A 15,095-nucleotide genomic window follows, 5' to 3' on the forward strand; every position below is an offset into this window, starting at 1 on the left:
CATCAACTTCTACTTCACCATCAAGCATTTCCAGATGCGGGCTGTTGTGATAGATAAGTAAGCGCAAACGGTGGAAGTAATAGGCAGCGGTATTTTTATTGACGCTAACTAATTGCGCCGCTGTGCGGGCGGTAACACCTGCAACAAATAGTTCAATCAGTTTGTTTTGCTTGTACTGACTTAAACGACTTTTTCTCATAGGGATTATTCTAACCTGAAGTTAAATTTCCCTAGTTATCTAGTACAGCCCCTATTTTTTAAACAGACCGGTCATACCATCAAGGCTCTTGGGCCGCCATCTCCGCCAGATTGTCTTGCAGCTTGAGCGCAGTTAACTTTTTTTCCAGCATATTCAACAAAATACCGTAAGCCGGCAAGAAAAACAGCGTGCAGATAACAAGTTTGAACAAATAATCAATAAAAGCGATTTCCTGCCAGTTAGCCGCCATAAACGCATCACTGCCGGCATAGAATGCCACGCCGAAGAAAACCAACGTATCCAGCGCATTACCCAAAAATGTCGAGGCTGTGGGTGCAATCCACCAAGATTTCAAGCGGCGCAATTTATTGAATACGAAAATATCCAGCAGCTGCCCGAGCGCATACGCGGCAAAACTGGCCGATGCGATGCGGCCGACAAAGCCGTTGAACGAAGCCAATGCAGCCCAACCGGTCCAGCCGCCTTCGTGAAACAGCACCGATACTGCATACGACAACGCCAAAGCCGGCAGCATCACCCAAAAAATAATCCGGCGGGCAAGATGTCGGCCGAAAATGCGCACGGTTAAATCGGTAGCCAGGAAAATAAACGGAAACGTAAATGCCCCCCAGGTGGTGTGGAATCCAAACACTTCAAACGGAAACTGCACCAGATAATTGCTGGCTGCAATAATCAAAATATGAAAAAAAGCAAGCCAAACCAAGGCCTTTCGCAATTGCGCAGCATTAAATCGATAAACCATCACTCTCTCGTTTCCCAAACAGGGGCTTCGGCGGCACGCTGCTTTTTTCAGACGGCCTTCCTACCGAATCCTCAAGCAGGCAGTTGTTGATTTTTAATCGGTATGAATCAGTATTCAGACATTGCCGGTTAGATGCAGAAACGCCGCTGCACGCATTCACGCGTGTGCATCACGGGCAAACAGGCGGGTTTTGGCCAACTGCTCAAACTCGGTGCCGGGACGGCCGTAGTTGGCAAACGGATGGATAGCAATTCCGCCGCGCGGCGTAAATTCACCGCAAACCTCGATATACTTCGGCTGTATCAACGCAATCAAATCTTTCATAATGATATTGACACAATCTTCGTGAAAATCACCGTGGTTGCGGAAGCTGAACAAATAAAGCTTGAGCGATTTGCTTTCCACCATTTTTTCAGCGGGAATATAACGTATATAGATGGTGGCAAAATCCGGCTGACCGGTCATCGGGCACAAACTGGTAAACTCAGGGCAGATAAATTTGACAAAATAATCATTGCCTTGGTGTTTGTTGTCGAATGCCTCCAAAACTTCGGGCGCATATTCGGTAAGATACGAAACACTTCCGCTGCCCAGCAAAGTAAGGCCGTGCAGTTCGTTGCTACTGCGGGTCATAAATGAAAGTTCCTTAGTTTTTTAATGTGGGAGATCGCGAACCACAACGTAAACCCTGTATTTTAATACAAAAGAGCAGAATGTGTATTGCCGGCAAGCAGAAACGCCCGGCAGAACTGTTAAAAATAGTTTATAAAACAGAAATTTCGAAATCCGTTTTTTCATTATCCGCCCCATAAGCCCAGTCAATTTATTGAATTTAAAAATTTTTAAAATTCCGTCTGCTTTTTATAAATGCATAATGCGTAAAGATATGTTTTCCACCGAACTATGCATAACCAACCCACTCTAAAAAAGCAAAACAAACTGCCTCTCGGCAGCCCCACTAAAAAATTTCAAATATCACTTAGGTTTGCAGACAAACGGTTGGTTTCCCGCCCCATTTAGGTTATGCAGAGCATTTTTATGACAACAGCAATCCGCTTGTAAGAAAGACAAACCGATTATCTGTTTTTTAAGAAACTATAAACAATAATATATAAAATATTTCCAACTGAATTAAAAATTGCCGGTTTTATGTAGAAAACGGCAATTTTATAGAAATTTAAAAGCAGATAACTGCATTTATCAAAATTATTTAACTGCCAACATCATTTGAGAAGAGAAATATAATGAGTTTTTCACAAGCAGAACTGGTTAATGCGCTCAGATTATTATCCGGGCGCCTGCCTGAGTTTTCCGAACAGCAAACCCAATCCGGCCGCCTGCTGCGCGTTGTTACAGAACGCCTGAGCAGCCATCTGAACGACAGCTTGAAAGAATTCGGCATCAACGAAAACCTGTGGTTTGCCATGATGGCGGTTTATGTGAGCCCCAACAGCGAAATCCTGCCTTCGCGCCTGAGCGATCTGATGGATCTAACCCGCACCAGCGCCACCCGCCTTTCCGATGAAATGGTGGAGCGCGGCTGGGTAGAACGCCACATCAACCAGCAAGACCGCCGCCAAATCGTGTTAAAATTAACTGCTGAAGGTGAAGCCTTTATCCAAAAAATCTGGCCGCAGATTTCCAGCAGGAGCAGTGAGGCTTGGGAAGACTTTACCAATGAAGATTACGCCCAACTGCAACATCTGTTAGGCAAACTGCTGACCAAACTCGGTTGATTGCCCTTTTCTTACCATTACGATGCTGCTCCAAGCGAAAGCAAAACGGATAGCTTAATGAAATTTACCCTGATTGCGCGCAGCGCGGCGTTGCTCGGATTATTGCTCGCCGCTGCCTGTGCGCCGTTTGGCAAACAAGTGCCGTTGGACACCCCAACGGCTTATTCATTACCGCAAGGAGAATCCGCCCGCGAAATACGCGATGACTGGTGGATGCAGTTGCGCGACCCCAAACTCAACCGTTTGATCGAAGAGGCCGTCCGCACCGCCCCGCAAATGCGGATCGCCCGGGCGCGTTTCGAGCAGGCACAGGCCGAACTCGGTGTGAACCGTGCGGCAAGCAGAGTCCAAATCGGCCTGTCATCCCAAGGCATAGGGGGGTATGTAAACCCCAAACCCGCATCCGGTATAGCCAACACCGACCATACCCTATTGATGGCCGCAACAGCCCTGCAAGGCAGTTGGGCATTCGACTTTTGGGGGCAAAACAAAGCGCGCATCCGATCTGCTTTGGGTCGGAGCCAAGCTGCCGCCTATGAAACGGTACACACCCGTTTGGAAACGGCCCATGCCGTAGCCGCCCAATATTTTGCCTGGCAGGCACTGGAAGCCCAACGACAAGCCCTGCAAAAACGCCTGCAGGTGGCTGAAAGCATAGAAAAGCTATTAAAACAGCGCATACAGGCGGATATTCTTCCCCCGTCCGCACTTTACCAAGCCCAACAGATGCAGCAGCAACTGCAAATGCAGCGGCTGCAAGTGATGCACAATATCTCGCGCATACGCAACAGCCTGGCGGTAACGGCAGGGCACTCTCCCGAGGCTCTGCAGAACTGGCAGCCTTCGCCGCAGGCGGCCGCGCCCGTGCTGGCAGTAAACCGTATCCGCGCCGATTTGCTGGGCAGACGGCCCGACATCGCCGCCCAACGCGCCCTGCTGGAATCACGGGCGCAAGATATCGGCGCAGCGAAAGCGGCTTTTTATCCGAACATCGAACTGAGGCTGCTGGCCGGGTTGGCGCACATAGACGCTTTTGATGTTATCAACGGAAAAAGCTCCGGCATGCTGGGCATCATGCCCGCACTCAGCCTGCCCATTTTCACCTCGGGCGCACTGCAATCGCAATTGGCGGCACGCAACGCCCGCTTTAACGAACAGGCAGCCGTGTACGACCAAACCGTGCTCCATGCCATACGCTCAGCAGCCGATGCAGTCGGCAGCTACCAAAACCTGCGCAACCAAACCGCGCTGCAGCAACGCATGGTAGAAACTGCCGAGAAATCGGCATCGGCAGCTTCCCGCCGTATGCGCGCCGGGTTGGAAAACGGCCTGGTTCCCCTGCAAAAACAAGACGAAGTGTTGCAGCAGCAAATGCAGTTGGCACAACACCGTGCAGATCTGCTGACCGCCTGGAGCAGCGTCCATGCCCGTCTCGGCGGCGGATTCCGGATACCGCAGTAGCCAACCCGCATTTTCGGCATCGGTTTGATTTTGTGTCTGCCGCCGCAGAGCAACGACACTCCAACCCCGAATAAGGCCGTCTGAACAATATTTTCAGACGGCCTGCAATCTTGGGCAAGGCCGGCTATTTGGTGCTTTTTTATACCCGGCAACTTTATGTTTGTTGTTGAAATAGCGGTTTTAACGATTTTACGCTTTCCAAACATGACACCGCCGCATCATATCTTTCGGCACTCCCAACAACCCTCGCCCCCCAACAGGTTTTCAAGCAAAAAACAAAAATATAACCACGCCGTGCTTTCCGCCATCAGATTCCAAACAAGGCCGTCTGAAAATATTTTCAGACAGCCTCGAATATCCTGTAAAACATCTATGGCAAGCCTGCTTTAGTTTGGGTACAAAGCAGCAAGCCGCAGACAGTACAGGCAGTGCGCACCGATTCCGCTGCCGGCGGCGGCCTACCCAAACCGTTCTCTAAAGCCGGATACGCAATCCGTAACGGAAACAGCGTGGCTGCACCATACGGCCGATCCGCTTCACAAGCTTCAAAATCATCGCAGCCTTGGCTCTTTCTGCGCAGCTTGCCGATACCATCTGCAACCCGCCGCCTTATGCTTATTTGTTTCATGGATAAGCGATACCCACCCCGATCTATTTCCATGTCAGTGCCAAATCGTAGAGGGCTTTTTTGTTTTCGCCGGTGATTTCGGCCGCCAATTCGGCCGCCTGTTTGGTGGGCAGCTCCGCCGCTAACACTTTCATCACGTTTTGCGCCGCTTCAGGCAAACTGCTGTTTTTCTCTTTGGGCGCGGGGTGGAGCACCAAAACCATTTCACCGCGGCTTTGGTCGGCATCATGAATCAAGGCCGTCTGAATATCGGCTACGCTGCCGCTTAAAAACGTTTCAAACGTTTTGGTGATTTCGCGCGCCAGCGTCAGCCTGCGGCCGGGAAACAACGCTGCCATATCGGCCAAAGCGGCGGCGATGCGGTGCGGCGTTTCAAACGCCACCACAGGGTGTTCGGCTCGCGCCCAAGCTGCCAGCAGTTTCCGGCGTTCGCCCGTCTTGGCCGGCAGAAAACCGTGAAAATAAAAGCCCGGCTCGCTAATGCCCGCCGCGCTCAACGCCCCCATCACAGCACTGGCGCCGACCACCGGCACCACCTTGAAACCGGCTTCGCGCACGCGGGCGGCCAGTTTCGCACCGGGGTCACATACGGCGGGCGTGCCCGCATCCGACACCTGCGCCACCGTCAGGCCGTCTGCAAGCGCTTGGATGACTTTGCCCGCCATTTGCTGTTCGTTGTGCTCGCGCACGCTCAACAGCCTGGCCTGTATGCCGTAGGCGGCCAAAAGTTGCGCGGTAACGCGGGTGTCTTCGGCGCACACCAAATCGGCACACTCCAGCACCGCCAGCGCACGCAGGGTGATGTCGGCCAAATTGCCGATGGGCGTGGCAACCACGTATAATGTTTGCGCCTCAAGGCTGCCGCAGGCTTTTTGGTAATGTTTCTGCATCATCATAACAAACCGCTTTTCAAAAGGCCGTCTGAAAAATCGGATTATAACGGGAGCAAACAAAATGCGCTTAAATCACACTCAAGGCACGGCAGGTGAAAACGCCGCGCTCGCATTTCTGCAAAAACAGGGCTGCAAACTGCTGACGCGAAACTGGCACTGCCCGTTCGGCGAAATCGATTTAATCGTCAAAAACGGCAACACGATTTTGTTTGTTGAAGTAAAATACCGCAAAAATAACGGCTTCGGCGGCGCTGCCCACAGCATTACGCCGGCCAAACTGTTAAAACTGCAAAAAAGTGCCGAGCACTATCTGCAGCAACACCGCCTGAACCATGCAGCGTGCCGTTTGGACGCGGTTTTGATTCAGGGCAACGATACCCCGCAATGGGTGCAGAACATCACAGGCTGATTTTCAGATGACCACTTTACCAGAGCGCATAGCCGCCCATTTTACCGAAAGCATCGAAGCCAAAAAACAAGCGGCGGACATTCTCACCGAACCCACCGCCGAGGCCGCCGTGCTGATGCTGCAATGTTTGATGAACGATGGCAAAATCCTCGCCTGCGGCAACGGCGGCTCGGCGGCCGATGCCCAACATTTCGCCGCCGAAATGACCGGCCGTTTTGAAAAAGAACGCATGGAGCTGGCCGCCGTGGCGCTCACCACCGACACCTCCGCCCTCACCGCCATCGGCAACGACTACGGCTTCGACCAGGTTTTCAGCAAGCAGGTGCGCGCACTGGGCCGTGCCGGCGATGTGCTTATCGGCATTTCCACCTCGGGCAATTCCGCCAACGTTATCGAAGCTATCAAAGCCGCCCACGAACGCGACATGCACGTTATCGCCCTCACCGGCCGCGATGGCGGCAAAATCGCCGCCATGCTCAACGACAGCGATATTTTATTGAACGTGCCCCACCCGCGCACCGCCCGCATACAGGAAATCCATATCCTGCTGATTCACGCCCTGTGCGACAGCATCGACACCATGCTGTTGGAAGGCATATAACCGTTTTCCGCTTTCAGACGGCCTGTGCACACAAGGCCGTCTGAAAACCATTCAGAAAGGACGTATCGAGATGAACACCCAACAACCCGCCCATACCCTGCTTGCCGCCGTTCTTGCCGCCGCGCTGTTAAGCGGCTGCGTTGGAGCCGTATTGGGCGGAGCCGCAGTAGGCGGCGCATCCGCACTCGACCGCCGCAGCACCGGCACCCAGGCCGACGACAACGTGATGGAAGTCCGCATCAAAAACACCGCCCTGCCCCGCCTGCGCCAAAACAACCAAACCGAAGGCTTCGAGCCGAAACTCTCAGTGGTGGGCTACAACCGCCATATCCTGCTGCTGGGCCATGTTGCCAACGAAAGCGACCGCGCATTCGTAGAACAAGTGGCGCGCTCGGAGCAAACCGTTCAAGAAGTGTATAACTACATCAGCGTATCGCCGCAAAAACGCACCTTCGGCAACGTGGGCAGCGACACTTGGAGCACATCGAAAGTACGCACCGCCCTGCTGGGCATCCAAGGCGTGGTTCCCAGCCGCGTGAAAATCGTTACCTATGACGGCATAACCTATGTGATGGGCATTCTCACCCCCGCCGAACAAGCCGCCGTTACCGAACGCGTGCGCACCACCCCGGGCGTGAAAAAAGTGGTAACGCTTTATCAAACATACAATAAATGATAAGCTAAGCCGCTTTAAAAGCATCTGCCGCGCAGACAAAAGGCCGTCTGAAACCGATTTTTCAGACGGCCTCTATCAGCCAAACGGAAAACACAATGAACAACCGCAAACCGGGCTTCATGCCCAAGCCCAAACACCTGCTCGCCGCCCTCTTCGCCATCGCCTTCATCGCCGTTGCCGGCGTGGTAATCGGCATCATGCAGACATTCGACCGGAAAGAATCCGCACAGCAGCAAACCCAAGCTCCGCAAACCGCCGCCGCATCATCGGTTGAAATGCTCTCGCCCCGCGGTGCACCCGCTTCGGCAGTAGCGGCAGCGGCGGTTCAAGCACAAGCGGCTGCCCCCCGACAGCATGCATCCGAAACCGAAGCAGCCGCTTCAGACGCAAATGCCGATCCCGAAACCCCAACCGCCGCATCCGCACCCGAACAAACCGCCGCACCGGCCCCAAAACCCACGCGTCAAGCCCGCAAACCACAGCGGAAAACCGCAACGGCCGAAGAAACCGGGCAGCAGGCCATACAGCAGGCCCAGCCGGAAACCCCTGCCGCTCCCGCAGAGCAGCCTAAAGAACAACCCACGGCAGCCCCAAAGCCTGCACAACAGATCGAAGCAGCCGAAAAGCCCGCCGCCCCCAAACCCGCAGCCGAACCATCCGAACCCAAACCCGCAGCCGAAAAACCGGCACCCGCAGAAACCGCCCCTGCGCAACCTGCCAAACCCGGCAAAGTAACCGACAACCTGTTTTAACCCGCCGTCCCACTTGAAACAGCGGCTTTCACCCTTATTCAAACCCTGCGGCAGCAATTTATGCCACCTTCTTTCAGACGGCCTTTCACACGCTACCGAAAGGCCGTCTGAACACCAATCCCAACACCTGAAAAGAAAGAGGATTCCCATGGCCGTTGTTATCAAAACCGCCGAAGAAATCGAAAAAATGCGCGAACTGGGCCGGTTGGCGGCCGAAGCATTGGACTATATCGGCCAATTCGTCAAACCGGGCATCACCACCAACGAGCTGGACAGGCTGATCTACACCTACCACACCGAAGTTCAGGGCGGCTACCCTGCACCGCTGAATTACGGCAACCCGCCCTACCCCAAATCATGCTGCACCTCGGTCAACCACGTTATCTGCCACGGCATTCCCGATGACAAACCCCTGAAAAACGGCGACATTCTCAATATCGACATCACCATTAAAAAAGACGGTTTTCACGGCGATTCCAGCCGTATGTTTGCGGTAGGCAAAATCAGCCCCCAGGCCCAACGCCTGATCGACATCACCCACCAAGCCATGATGGCGGGCATCGCGGCGGTCAAGCCCGGCGCCACTTTGGGCGACATCGGTTACGCCTGCCAGCAGGTTGCCGAAAACGCAGGTTATTCGGTGGTGCAGGAATTCTGCGGCCACGGCATCGGCCGGGGCTTCCACGAAGAGCCGCAAGTCCTGCACTACGGGCGCAAAGGGCAAGGTTTGGTGTTGCAGCCGGGCATGATTTTCACGATAGAGCCGATGATCAACCAAGGCAAACGCCATCTGCGCATTTTGGCAGACGGCTGGACGGTAGTTACCAAAGACCGCTCGCTTTCGGCGCAATGGGAACACGAAGTTTTGGTTACCGAAACCGGCCGCGAAATCCTCACCGTCAGCCCGAAAACAGGTAAACCTTGATTTTGTTACGTTTTTTTATGTAAAATATTTTTAGCTAGAATCTTTACTTAAAAAAATAACCTATTGTTTTAAAAGAATAGTTGAAACACCCTATTGCGTTTGTCGCGTTTTTTGACCGCTTGATAGAAAATCTGATTAAACTTATCCTGATTTCCCTGTCTAAGCATTCATACTTATCTGAATATAATATTCTCACTCAAGATATTATCGCTGCATAAGTAATTTCCAGATTGATCTTTACAACAAATGAAGGGAATTTCATGAAGTCGTTCGAGAAAATCGAAAATATCCGCGATATCCGCAAAAAACTCGGTTTAAACCAAATGGACTTTTGGAGCCGCATCGGCGTTACCCAGTCCGGCGGTTCGCGTTACGAATCAGGCCGCAACATGCCCAAGCCCGTACGCGAATTACTGCGTTTGGTCCACATTGAGAAAATCGACTTGGCTAAAGTAAACCGCGATGATCTTGCGATTGCCTCGCTGCTGAAAAGCCGCCAGCCCGACTTATATGCCTCTTTGAAAAAAGAAGCCAAGGCCGAAGCGAAAAATAAATGAACCGAGAAAATAAAACTGCCCGCAGGCACTAACCTGACGGGCAGTTTGTTATGGCCGTCTGAAACGCCTTTTATAGGTTTCAGACGGCCTTTGCGTTATAATCCCACGCTTTGATTTACAGATTAATACAGCATTGAAAAACATCATGTTAAACAAATACAACCCCGCCGAAATCGAAGCCGGGCATTATCAAAACTGGGAAGCAAAAGGCTATTTCCAGCCCGATATGCAGTCTGAACAGTCTTTCTCCATCCAGCTTCCGCCACCCAATGTAACCGGCACGCTGCATATGGGGCACGCCTTCAACCAAACCATTATGGACGGCCTCACCCGCTACTACCGCATGAAAGGCCGCAACACCTGCTGGGTGCCCGGCACCGACCATGCCGGCATCGCCACGCAGATTGTGGTGGAGCGGCAGCTGGCCGGGCAAGGCATTTCGCGCCATGACCTCGGCCGTGAAAAATTTCTCGAAAAAGTATGGGCATGGAAAGAGCACTCCGGAGGCACCATCACCGGGCAAATGCGCCGCATGGGCTGTTCGGCCGACTGGAGCCGCGAATACTTCACGATGGACGACACCCGCGCCGGTGTCGTAACCGAAGTGTTCGTGCGCCTGTTTGAACAAGGCCTGATTTACCGGGGCAAGCGTTTGGTCAACTGGGATCCCGTGTTAGGCACGGCAGTATCGGATCTGGAAGTGGAAAGCATAGAAGAACAGGGCTCGATGTGGCACATCCGCTACCCGGTTGCCGACAGGCCGTCTGAAAGCCTGATTGTGGCCACCACCCGCCCTGAAACTTTGTTGGGCGATGTGGCCGTGGCCGTACACCCCGCAGACAGCCGCTATGCCCACTTAATCGGCAAAGAGCTGGTGCTGCCGCTTACCGGCCGCACCATTCCGGTGATTGCCGATGAATATGTAGAAAAAGATTTCGGCACCGGCTGCGTGAAAATCACCCCCGCACACGACTTTAACGATTATGAAGTCGGCAAACGACACCACACCCAATTAATCAATATATTTGATTTGGAAGCCAAAGTTTTGGCCGATGCCGAAGTGTTCGACTACAAAGGCAAAGCACAGCAAGGATTTGCCCTGCCCGCCGCCTACGCCGGCCTCGACCGCTCCGCCGCACGCAAACAAATCGTGGCCGATTTGGAAGCGCAAAATCTTTTGGTCGAAGTGAAGCCGCACACACTGATGACCCCCAAAGGCGACCGCACCGGTTCGGTGATCGAGCCGATGCTCACCAGCCAATGGTTTGTGGCGATGTCTGCCACTCCCGACAGCAGCAAAGCAGCCGAGCCGGAAAGTGAGTTTGCCGGCATGAGCCTGGCGCAGAAAGCCAAACACGCAGTCGACAGCGGGCAAGTGAAATTTATTCCCGGCAACTGGGTAAACACCTACAACCAATGGATGAACCATATCCAAGACTGGTGCATCTCGCGCCAACTGTGGTGGGGACACCAAATCCCCGCCTGGTATGATTCAGACGGCCGCTGCTATGTTGCCCGCTCGCAGGAAGAAGCGGAAAAACTGGCCGGCAAAAGCGGTTTGGTACGCGATGAAGATGTGCTCGACACTTGGTTTTCTTCTGCGCTGGTGCCGTTTTCCACCTTGGGTTGGCCGTCTGAAACGCCCGAGCTGCAAGCCTTTCTCCCCGGCAATGTATTGGTTACCGGCTACGAAATCATCTTCTTCTGGGTGGCGCGCATGATCATGATGACCACCCACTTCACCGGCAAAGTGCCGTTTAAAGACGTGTATATCCACGGCATGGTGCGCGACCACGAAGGCAAAAAAATGTCGAAATCCGAGGGCAATGTGATCGACCCTGTGGACTTAATCGACGGCATCAGTTTGGAAAACCTGCTGGTGAAACGCACCACCGGCCTGCGCCGCCCCGAAAAAGCGCCGCAGGTAAAAAAAGCCACCGAGAAACTCTTCCCCGAAGGCATTCCCGTGTTCGGCACCGATGCGCTGCGCTTTACCATGGCCAGCTACGCCAGCCTCGGCCGCAGCATCAATTTCGACTTCAAACGCGCCGAAGGCTACCGCAATTTCTGCAACAAATTGTGGAACGCCACCAATTTTGTGCTGATGAACACAGAAAACCAAGATTGCGGCCTCGATGAAGCCGCACCCGGCGTTACCCACCCTGTAACAGGCAGCCGAAAGCCCCTGGCCTATACCTTTGCCGACCAATGGATTATCGGCCGTCTGCAACAGGTGAAAGCCGAAACCGCCGCCGCCTTCGACAGCTACCGCTTTGATTTGGCGGCACAAACGCTGTATGAATTTGTGTGGAACGAATATTGCGACTGGTATATCGAGCTGGCGAAAGTGCAAATCCAAACCGGCTGCCCGACCACGCAGCGTACCACCCGCGCCACCCTGCTGGGCGTATTGGAAGAAACCTTGCGCCTGCTGCACCCGATTATTCCGTTCATTACCGAAGAGCTGTGGCAGACCGTTGCACCGATGTGCGGCCGCAAAACCGCCGACAGCATCATGCTGGGCGCCTTCCCTCAGGCCGACCCTGAATACATCGCACCTGCCGCATTCAAGCAGATGGACATACTCAAAGGCTTGGTGGAATCCGTGCGCAACCTGCGCGGCGAAATGGGCTTGGGGCCGGGAGTGAAGGCGCCCCTGTTTATCGAAGGCAGCGAAGAGTTGGCCGATATGTTGAAATACCTGCCCGCGCTGACCCGTCTCACCGAAGTCAAATTGGTCAACAGCCTGCCCGAAGGCGAAGATGCTCCGATTGCCGTGTGCCAAGCCGCCCGCAATGCCCGCCTGATGCTGAAAGTGGAAATCGACAAAGCCGCCGAAGCCGCCCGCCTGAACAAAGAAGCAGAAAAACTGCAAAAGGCTTTAGACAAACTCAACGCCAAACTGAGTAAGCCCGGCTACACAGAAAAAGCCCCCACCCATCTGGTGGCGAAAGACCAAGCCGAGCTGGCCGAGCTGCAGGAAAAAATGGCCAAAGTGAAAGCGCAGTCGGCTAAGCTGGAAAGCTAGCGGCCGCTTCACGCGCAAAAGCCGCCCCGGCATGGATTTCTCAACCCAACCCTGCCGGGATGCCGGAAACGCTTTGCAAAAATACCTTAAGGCCGTCTGAAAGGATCAAGCATCATTGTTCCCGCGCAGGCGGGGATAGTGGTGGGAAATACCGGCATACCGCTTAAACACCCGGATACTGCGGCCAAACTCCGCCTGCACAGAAATGGCGGCAGATAAACTTTCTTTTGGTGTTTTTTGAATTTTGCAAAGACTCCGGCCTTATGGCGCAGCAACGCCGAAGCGGAAACAAAGCAGATGCATCATGCCCGCCCGCCATATTTCACATGATGACGCGGCATATTCCGGTATGGCTGCCTCAAAATTACCCACACAGATAAATCTGCTTCCCATCCCTCAAAACAAACCGCCCCAAAAGTCGGATTCAATATCCGGCAGTTGGGGCGCAATTTGAAAGGGGGATTTTTTATTGCATGTTACGGCAAACGTTTATCAGGCTGTCGGCGCAGGCTTGGGGGTGGCGCGCACATCATTGCTTTTTTCTTTGTGTTTCAGCACGGCGCGGTCAAGCTTGTCCATCAACACATCGATGGCGGCATACATATCCGATTCAATGGTTTCCACATGCAGATCCTTACCCGCCAGATGCACATCGGCCTCGGCCTTGTGGTTGAGCTTTTCCACCGAAAGAGTGATGGCTACCGAAATAACATTGGCGGCGTGGCGGTTGATGCGTTCGAGCTTGGCGGCCACATGGTTTTTGACGGCTTCGGTTACATCGAAATTCAGGCCGGTAATTTTCAGATTCATGGCTTACTCCTTCGGTTGGATTGTGCCGCCCGCTCAGGCGGCGGAAATCGGCGTATTGCCGGCTGTGCGGCCGCAGATAAATCGGTTTTTCGCGTCCACTTGCAATATAGGCCGTCTGAAAAGTTTTGCTGATGCAGATTCATTGTTTCAGACGGCCGGTTCGGTTTTGGCCGGCACATTACGGCCGGCGTTGGTGCGCATTGGGAATATTCAGCGATTCGCGGTATTTGGCTACCGTGCGGCGGGCAATATCAATGCCCTGCTGCTTCAACAACCTGCTTAACGCATCATCGGAATAGGGTTTTTGTTTGTTTTCACTTTCCACCAGCTGCGCGATAACGGCCTTCACCGCACTTTGGCTGACGCTTTCACCGTCTTCCGCAACAACGGCCTGTGTGAAGAAATAGCGTAACGCAAACACCCCGCGCGGGCAAGCCAAATATTTGTGATTAACCGCGCGCGACACGGTGCTTTCGGCCACGCCCAGCGCGGCAGCAGCATCTTTCAGCAGCATGGGGCTGAGTCCGATTTCGCCGAACACGAAAAAATCTTCCTGTTTTTCAACAATATATTCGGCCAGCCGCATCACGGTACTTTTGCGCAGCTCGAGGCTGTCGATTTTCTGGCGCGCCTCACTGAGCTTCTCTTTCCACTCCGGGCCAATGTCGCCCGCCTGTTTGAGCAGCTCGCAATATTCGCTGTTGAGCCGTACTTTCGGCCACACGCGCTCGTTAGTGATCACCGACCAGCCGCTTTTGGTTTCTTTCACCCAAATATCGGGCTGCACATAGGCGGTGGGTTCGGCAGCAGCAAAACCGTAAGCGGGATAAGGATTGAGCTTGGCAATCAGATCCAAGGCCGTCTGAAGAGTAGCGGCTTCGGCATCGGGAAAATGTTTGCGGAATTTAGCAGTGTTTTGCTGGCGGCTGCGGCCTAAATCGTCAAGGTGGAGCTGCACGATTTTGACGGCAAGACTAAGCGCGGGCGATGCGGGCAGACGCATCAGTTGCAGCAGCAGCGATTCGGCAAGATTGGCGGCGCCCACACCGGGCGGATCAAAACTTTTCAGCAAATCAAGTGCTTTGTGCATATCCTGCTCTTCCAGCATCCACTCTATCGGCGTATGCTCGAGCACTTCTTCCAAACTGTCGGTGAAATAGCCCTGCTCATCGAGAAAATCGATCAAGATATGCACCCTCGCCGCTTCGGCCTCACTCAAAGGATGTTCGCACACTTGTTTGTGCAGATAAGTGTTGAAGCCTTCTTCCTCGGCAATGGTGGCCCAAACGTTTTCCGCATCATCACCGCCGATTTGGCCGGTTTTGGGCTGTGCGGCAGAGATGCGGTCAAATCCGGCTTCGGCCGCTTCATCGTATTCGGCACACTCCAGCAGCGGGTTTTCCTGCAGCCAGTCGCCGACTTCGCGCTCAAGCTCCAATCCCGACATTTGCAGTATGCGCAGCGACTGTTGCAGCCGCTGGTTGATCTGCTGGGTCTGCCTGAGCTTTAATCCTATGTTTTGACTCATATTTTTATTTTCTTCTTGAGTATGGGGATTAAATTCGAATCAAAACAAGGCCATACCCGCAAACCATACAAATAAGTGCATAAAAGTGGGGATGCCGTATCAGTTTCCATTTAATCCGCCATAAAAGCG

The 15,095-nt window shown here is 53.4% G+C and carries 14 protein-coding genes, 1 pseudogene and 1 riboswitch; of the genes and pseudogenes, 9 read left to right on the forward strand and 6 right to left on the reverse strand.

Annotated features, from left to right (window positions below):
* The 3 genes and pseudogenes from IR141_RS05615 to queF all read right to left on the reverse strand — a co-directional run.
* Nucleotides 1-199 (reverse strand): annotated as a pseudogene (locus IR141_RS05615) (IS1595 family transposase); the annotation flags it as partial.
* 79 nt (nt 200-278) lie between these two features.
* Nucleotides 279-962 (reverse strand): 7-cyano-7-deazaguanine/7-aminomethyl-7-deazaguanine transporter, encoded by a 684-nt coding sequence (locus tag IR141_RS05620; protein WP_135034671.1) that lies wholly within the window; start codon nt 960-962, stop codon nt 279-281.
* Between the two features lie 156 nt (nt 963-1,118).
* A complete protein-coding gene (gene queF / locus IR141_RS05625) occupies nt 1,119-1,595 on the reverse strand; it encodes a preQ(1) synthase (RefSeq protein ID WP_135034672.1) in 477 nt (158 codons plus the stop codon).
* Between the two features lie 7 nt (nt 1,596-1,602).
* Nucleotides 1,603-1,646, reverse strand: a riboswitch (PreQ1 riboswitch).
* A gap of 560 nt (nt 1,647-2,206) precedes the next feature.
* Between queF and IR141_RS05630 the strand changes: the two genes are divergently transcribed.
* Complete coding sequence (locus tag IR141_RS05630) at nt 2,207-2,698, forward strand: MarR family winged helix-turn-helix transcriptional regulator (RefSeq protein ID WP_135034673.1); 492 nt, start codon at nt 2,207-2,209, stop codon at nt 2,696-2,698.
* Between the two features lie 57 nt (nt 2,699-2,755).
* Nucleotides 2,756-4,159 carry an efflux transporter outer membrane subunit gene (locus IR141_RS05635; RefSeq protein WP_135034674.1) on the forward strand — a complete coding sequence of 468 codons (1,404 nt, stop codon included), beginning with the start codon at nt 2,756-2,758 and terminating at the stop codon, nt 4,157-4,159.
* 651 nt (nt 4,160-4,810) lie between these two features.
* Here the strand turns inward: IR141_RS05635 and rsmI are convergent.
* A complete protein-coding gene (gene rsmI / locus IR141_RS05640) occupies nt 4,811-5,680 on the reverse strand; it encodes a 16S rRNA (cytidine(1402)-2'-O)-methyltransferase (protein WP_135034704.1) in 870 nt (289 codons plus the stop codon).
* 61 nt (nt 5,681-5,741) lie between these two features.
* Between rsmI and IR141_RS05645 the strand changes: the two genes are divergently transcribed.
* The 7 genes from IR141_RS05645 (at nt 5,742) to IR141_RS05675 (ending at nt 12,628) form a co-directional block, all read left to right on the forward strand.
* Nucleotides 5,742-6,089, forward strand: coding sequence for a YraN family protein (locus tag IR141_RS05645; RefSeq protein WP_135034675.1), 348 nt, complete (start codon nt 5,742-5,744; stop codon nt 6,087-6,089).
* A gap of 7 nt (nt 6,090-6,096) precedes the next feature.
* Nucleotides 6,097-6,690, forward strand: a complete 594-nt coding sequence (locus IR141_RS05650; RefSeq protein ID WP_135034676.1) for a phosphoheptose isomerase — start codon at nt 6,097-6,099, stop codon at nt 6,688-6,690.
* Nucleotides 6,691-6,760: 70 nt separating this feature from the next.
* Complete coding sequence (locus IR141_RS05655) at nt 6,761-7,366, forward strand: BON domain-containing protein (RefSeq protein WP_135034677.1); 606 nt, start codon at nt 6,761-6,763, stop codon at nt 7,364-7,366.
* Nucleotides 7,367-7,461: 95 nt separating this feature from the next.
* Nucleotides 7,462-8,118, forward strand: coding sequence for a hypothetical protein (locus tag IR141_RS05660; RefSeq protein WP_135034678.1), 657 nt, complete (start codon nt 7,462-7,464; stop codon nt 8,116-8,118).
* Between the two features lie 148 nt (nt 8,119-8,266).
* Complete coding sequence (gene map, locus IR141_RS05665) at nt 8,267-9,043, forward strand: type I methionyl aminopeptidase (RefSeq protein ID WP_245231728.1); 777 nt, start codon at nt 8,267-8,269, stop codon at nt 9,041-9,043.
* 260 nt (nt 9,044-9,303) lie between these two features.
* Nucleotides 9,304-9,600, forward strand: coding sequence for a DNA-binding transcriptional regulator (locus IR141_RS05670; protein ID WP_054599660.1), 297 nt, complete (start codon nt 9,304-9,306; stop codon nt 9,598-9,600).
* Nucleotides 9,601-9,745: 145 nt separating this feature from the next.
* Nucleotides 9,746-12,628 carry a valine--tRNA ligase gene (locus IR141_RS05675; RefSeq protein ID WP_135034679.1) on the forward strand — a complete coding sequence of 961 codons (2,883 nt, stop codon included), beginning with the start codon at nt 9,746-9,748 and terminating at the stop codon, nt 12,626-12,628.
* Nucleotides 12,629-13,120: 492 nt separating this feature from the next.
* Here IR141_RS05675 and raiA read toward each other — a convergent pair whose 3' ends face one another.
* A complete protein-coding gene (raiA, locus tag IR141_RS05680) occupies nt 13,121-13,438 on the reverse strand; it encodes a ribosome-associated translation inhibitor RaiA (protein WP_135034680.1) in 318 nt (105 codons plus the stop codon).
* A gap of 178 nt (nt 13,439-13,616) precedes the next feature.
* Complete coding sequence (gene rpoN, locus IR141_RS05685; RefSeq protein ID WP_135034681.1) at nt 13,617-14,966, reverse strand: RNA polymerase factor sigma-54; 1,350 nt, start codon at nt 14,964-14,966, stop codon at nt 13,617-13,619.
* Between the last annotated feature and the right edge of the window lie 129 nt (nt 14,967-15,095).

The organism is Neisseria sp. 19428wB4_WF04 (assembly GCF_015235335.1).
GTDB lineage: Bacteria > Pseudomonadota > Gammaproteobacteria > Burkholderiales > Neisseriaceae > Neisseria > Neisseria musculi.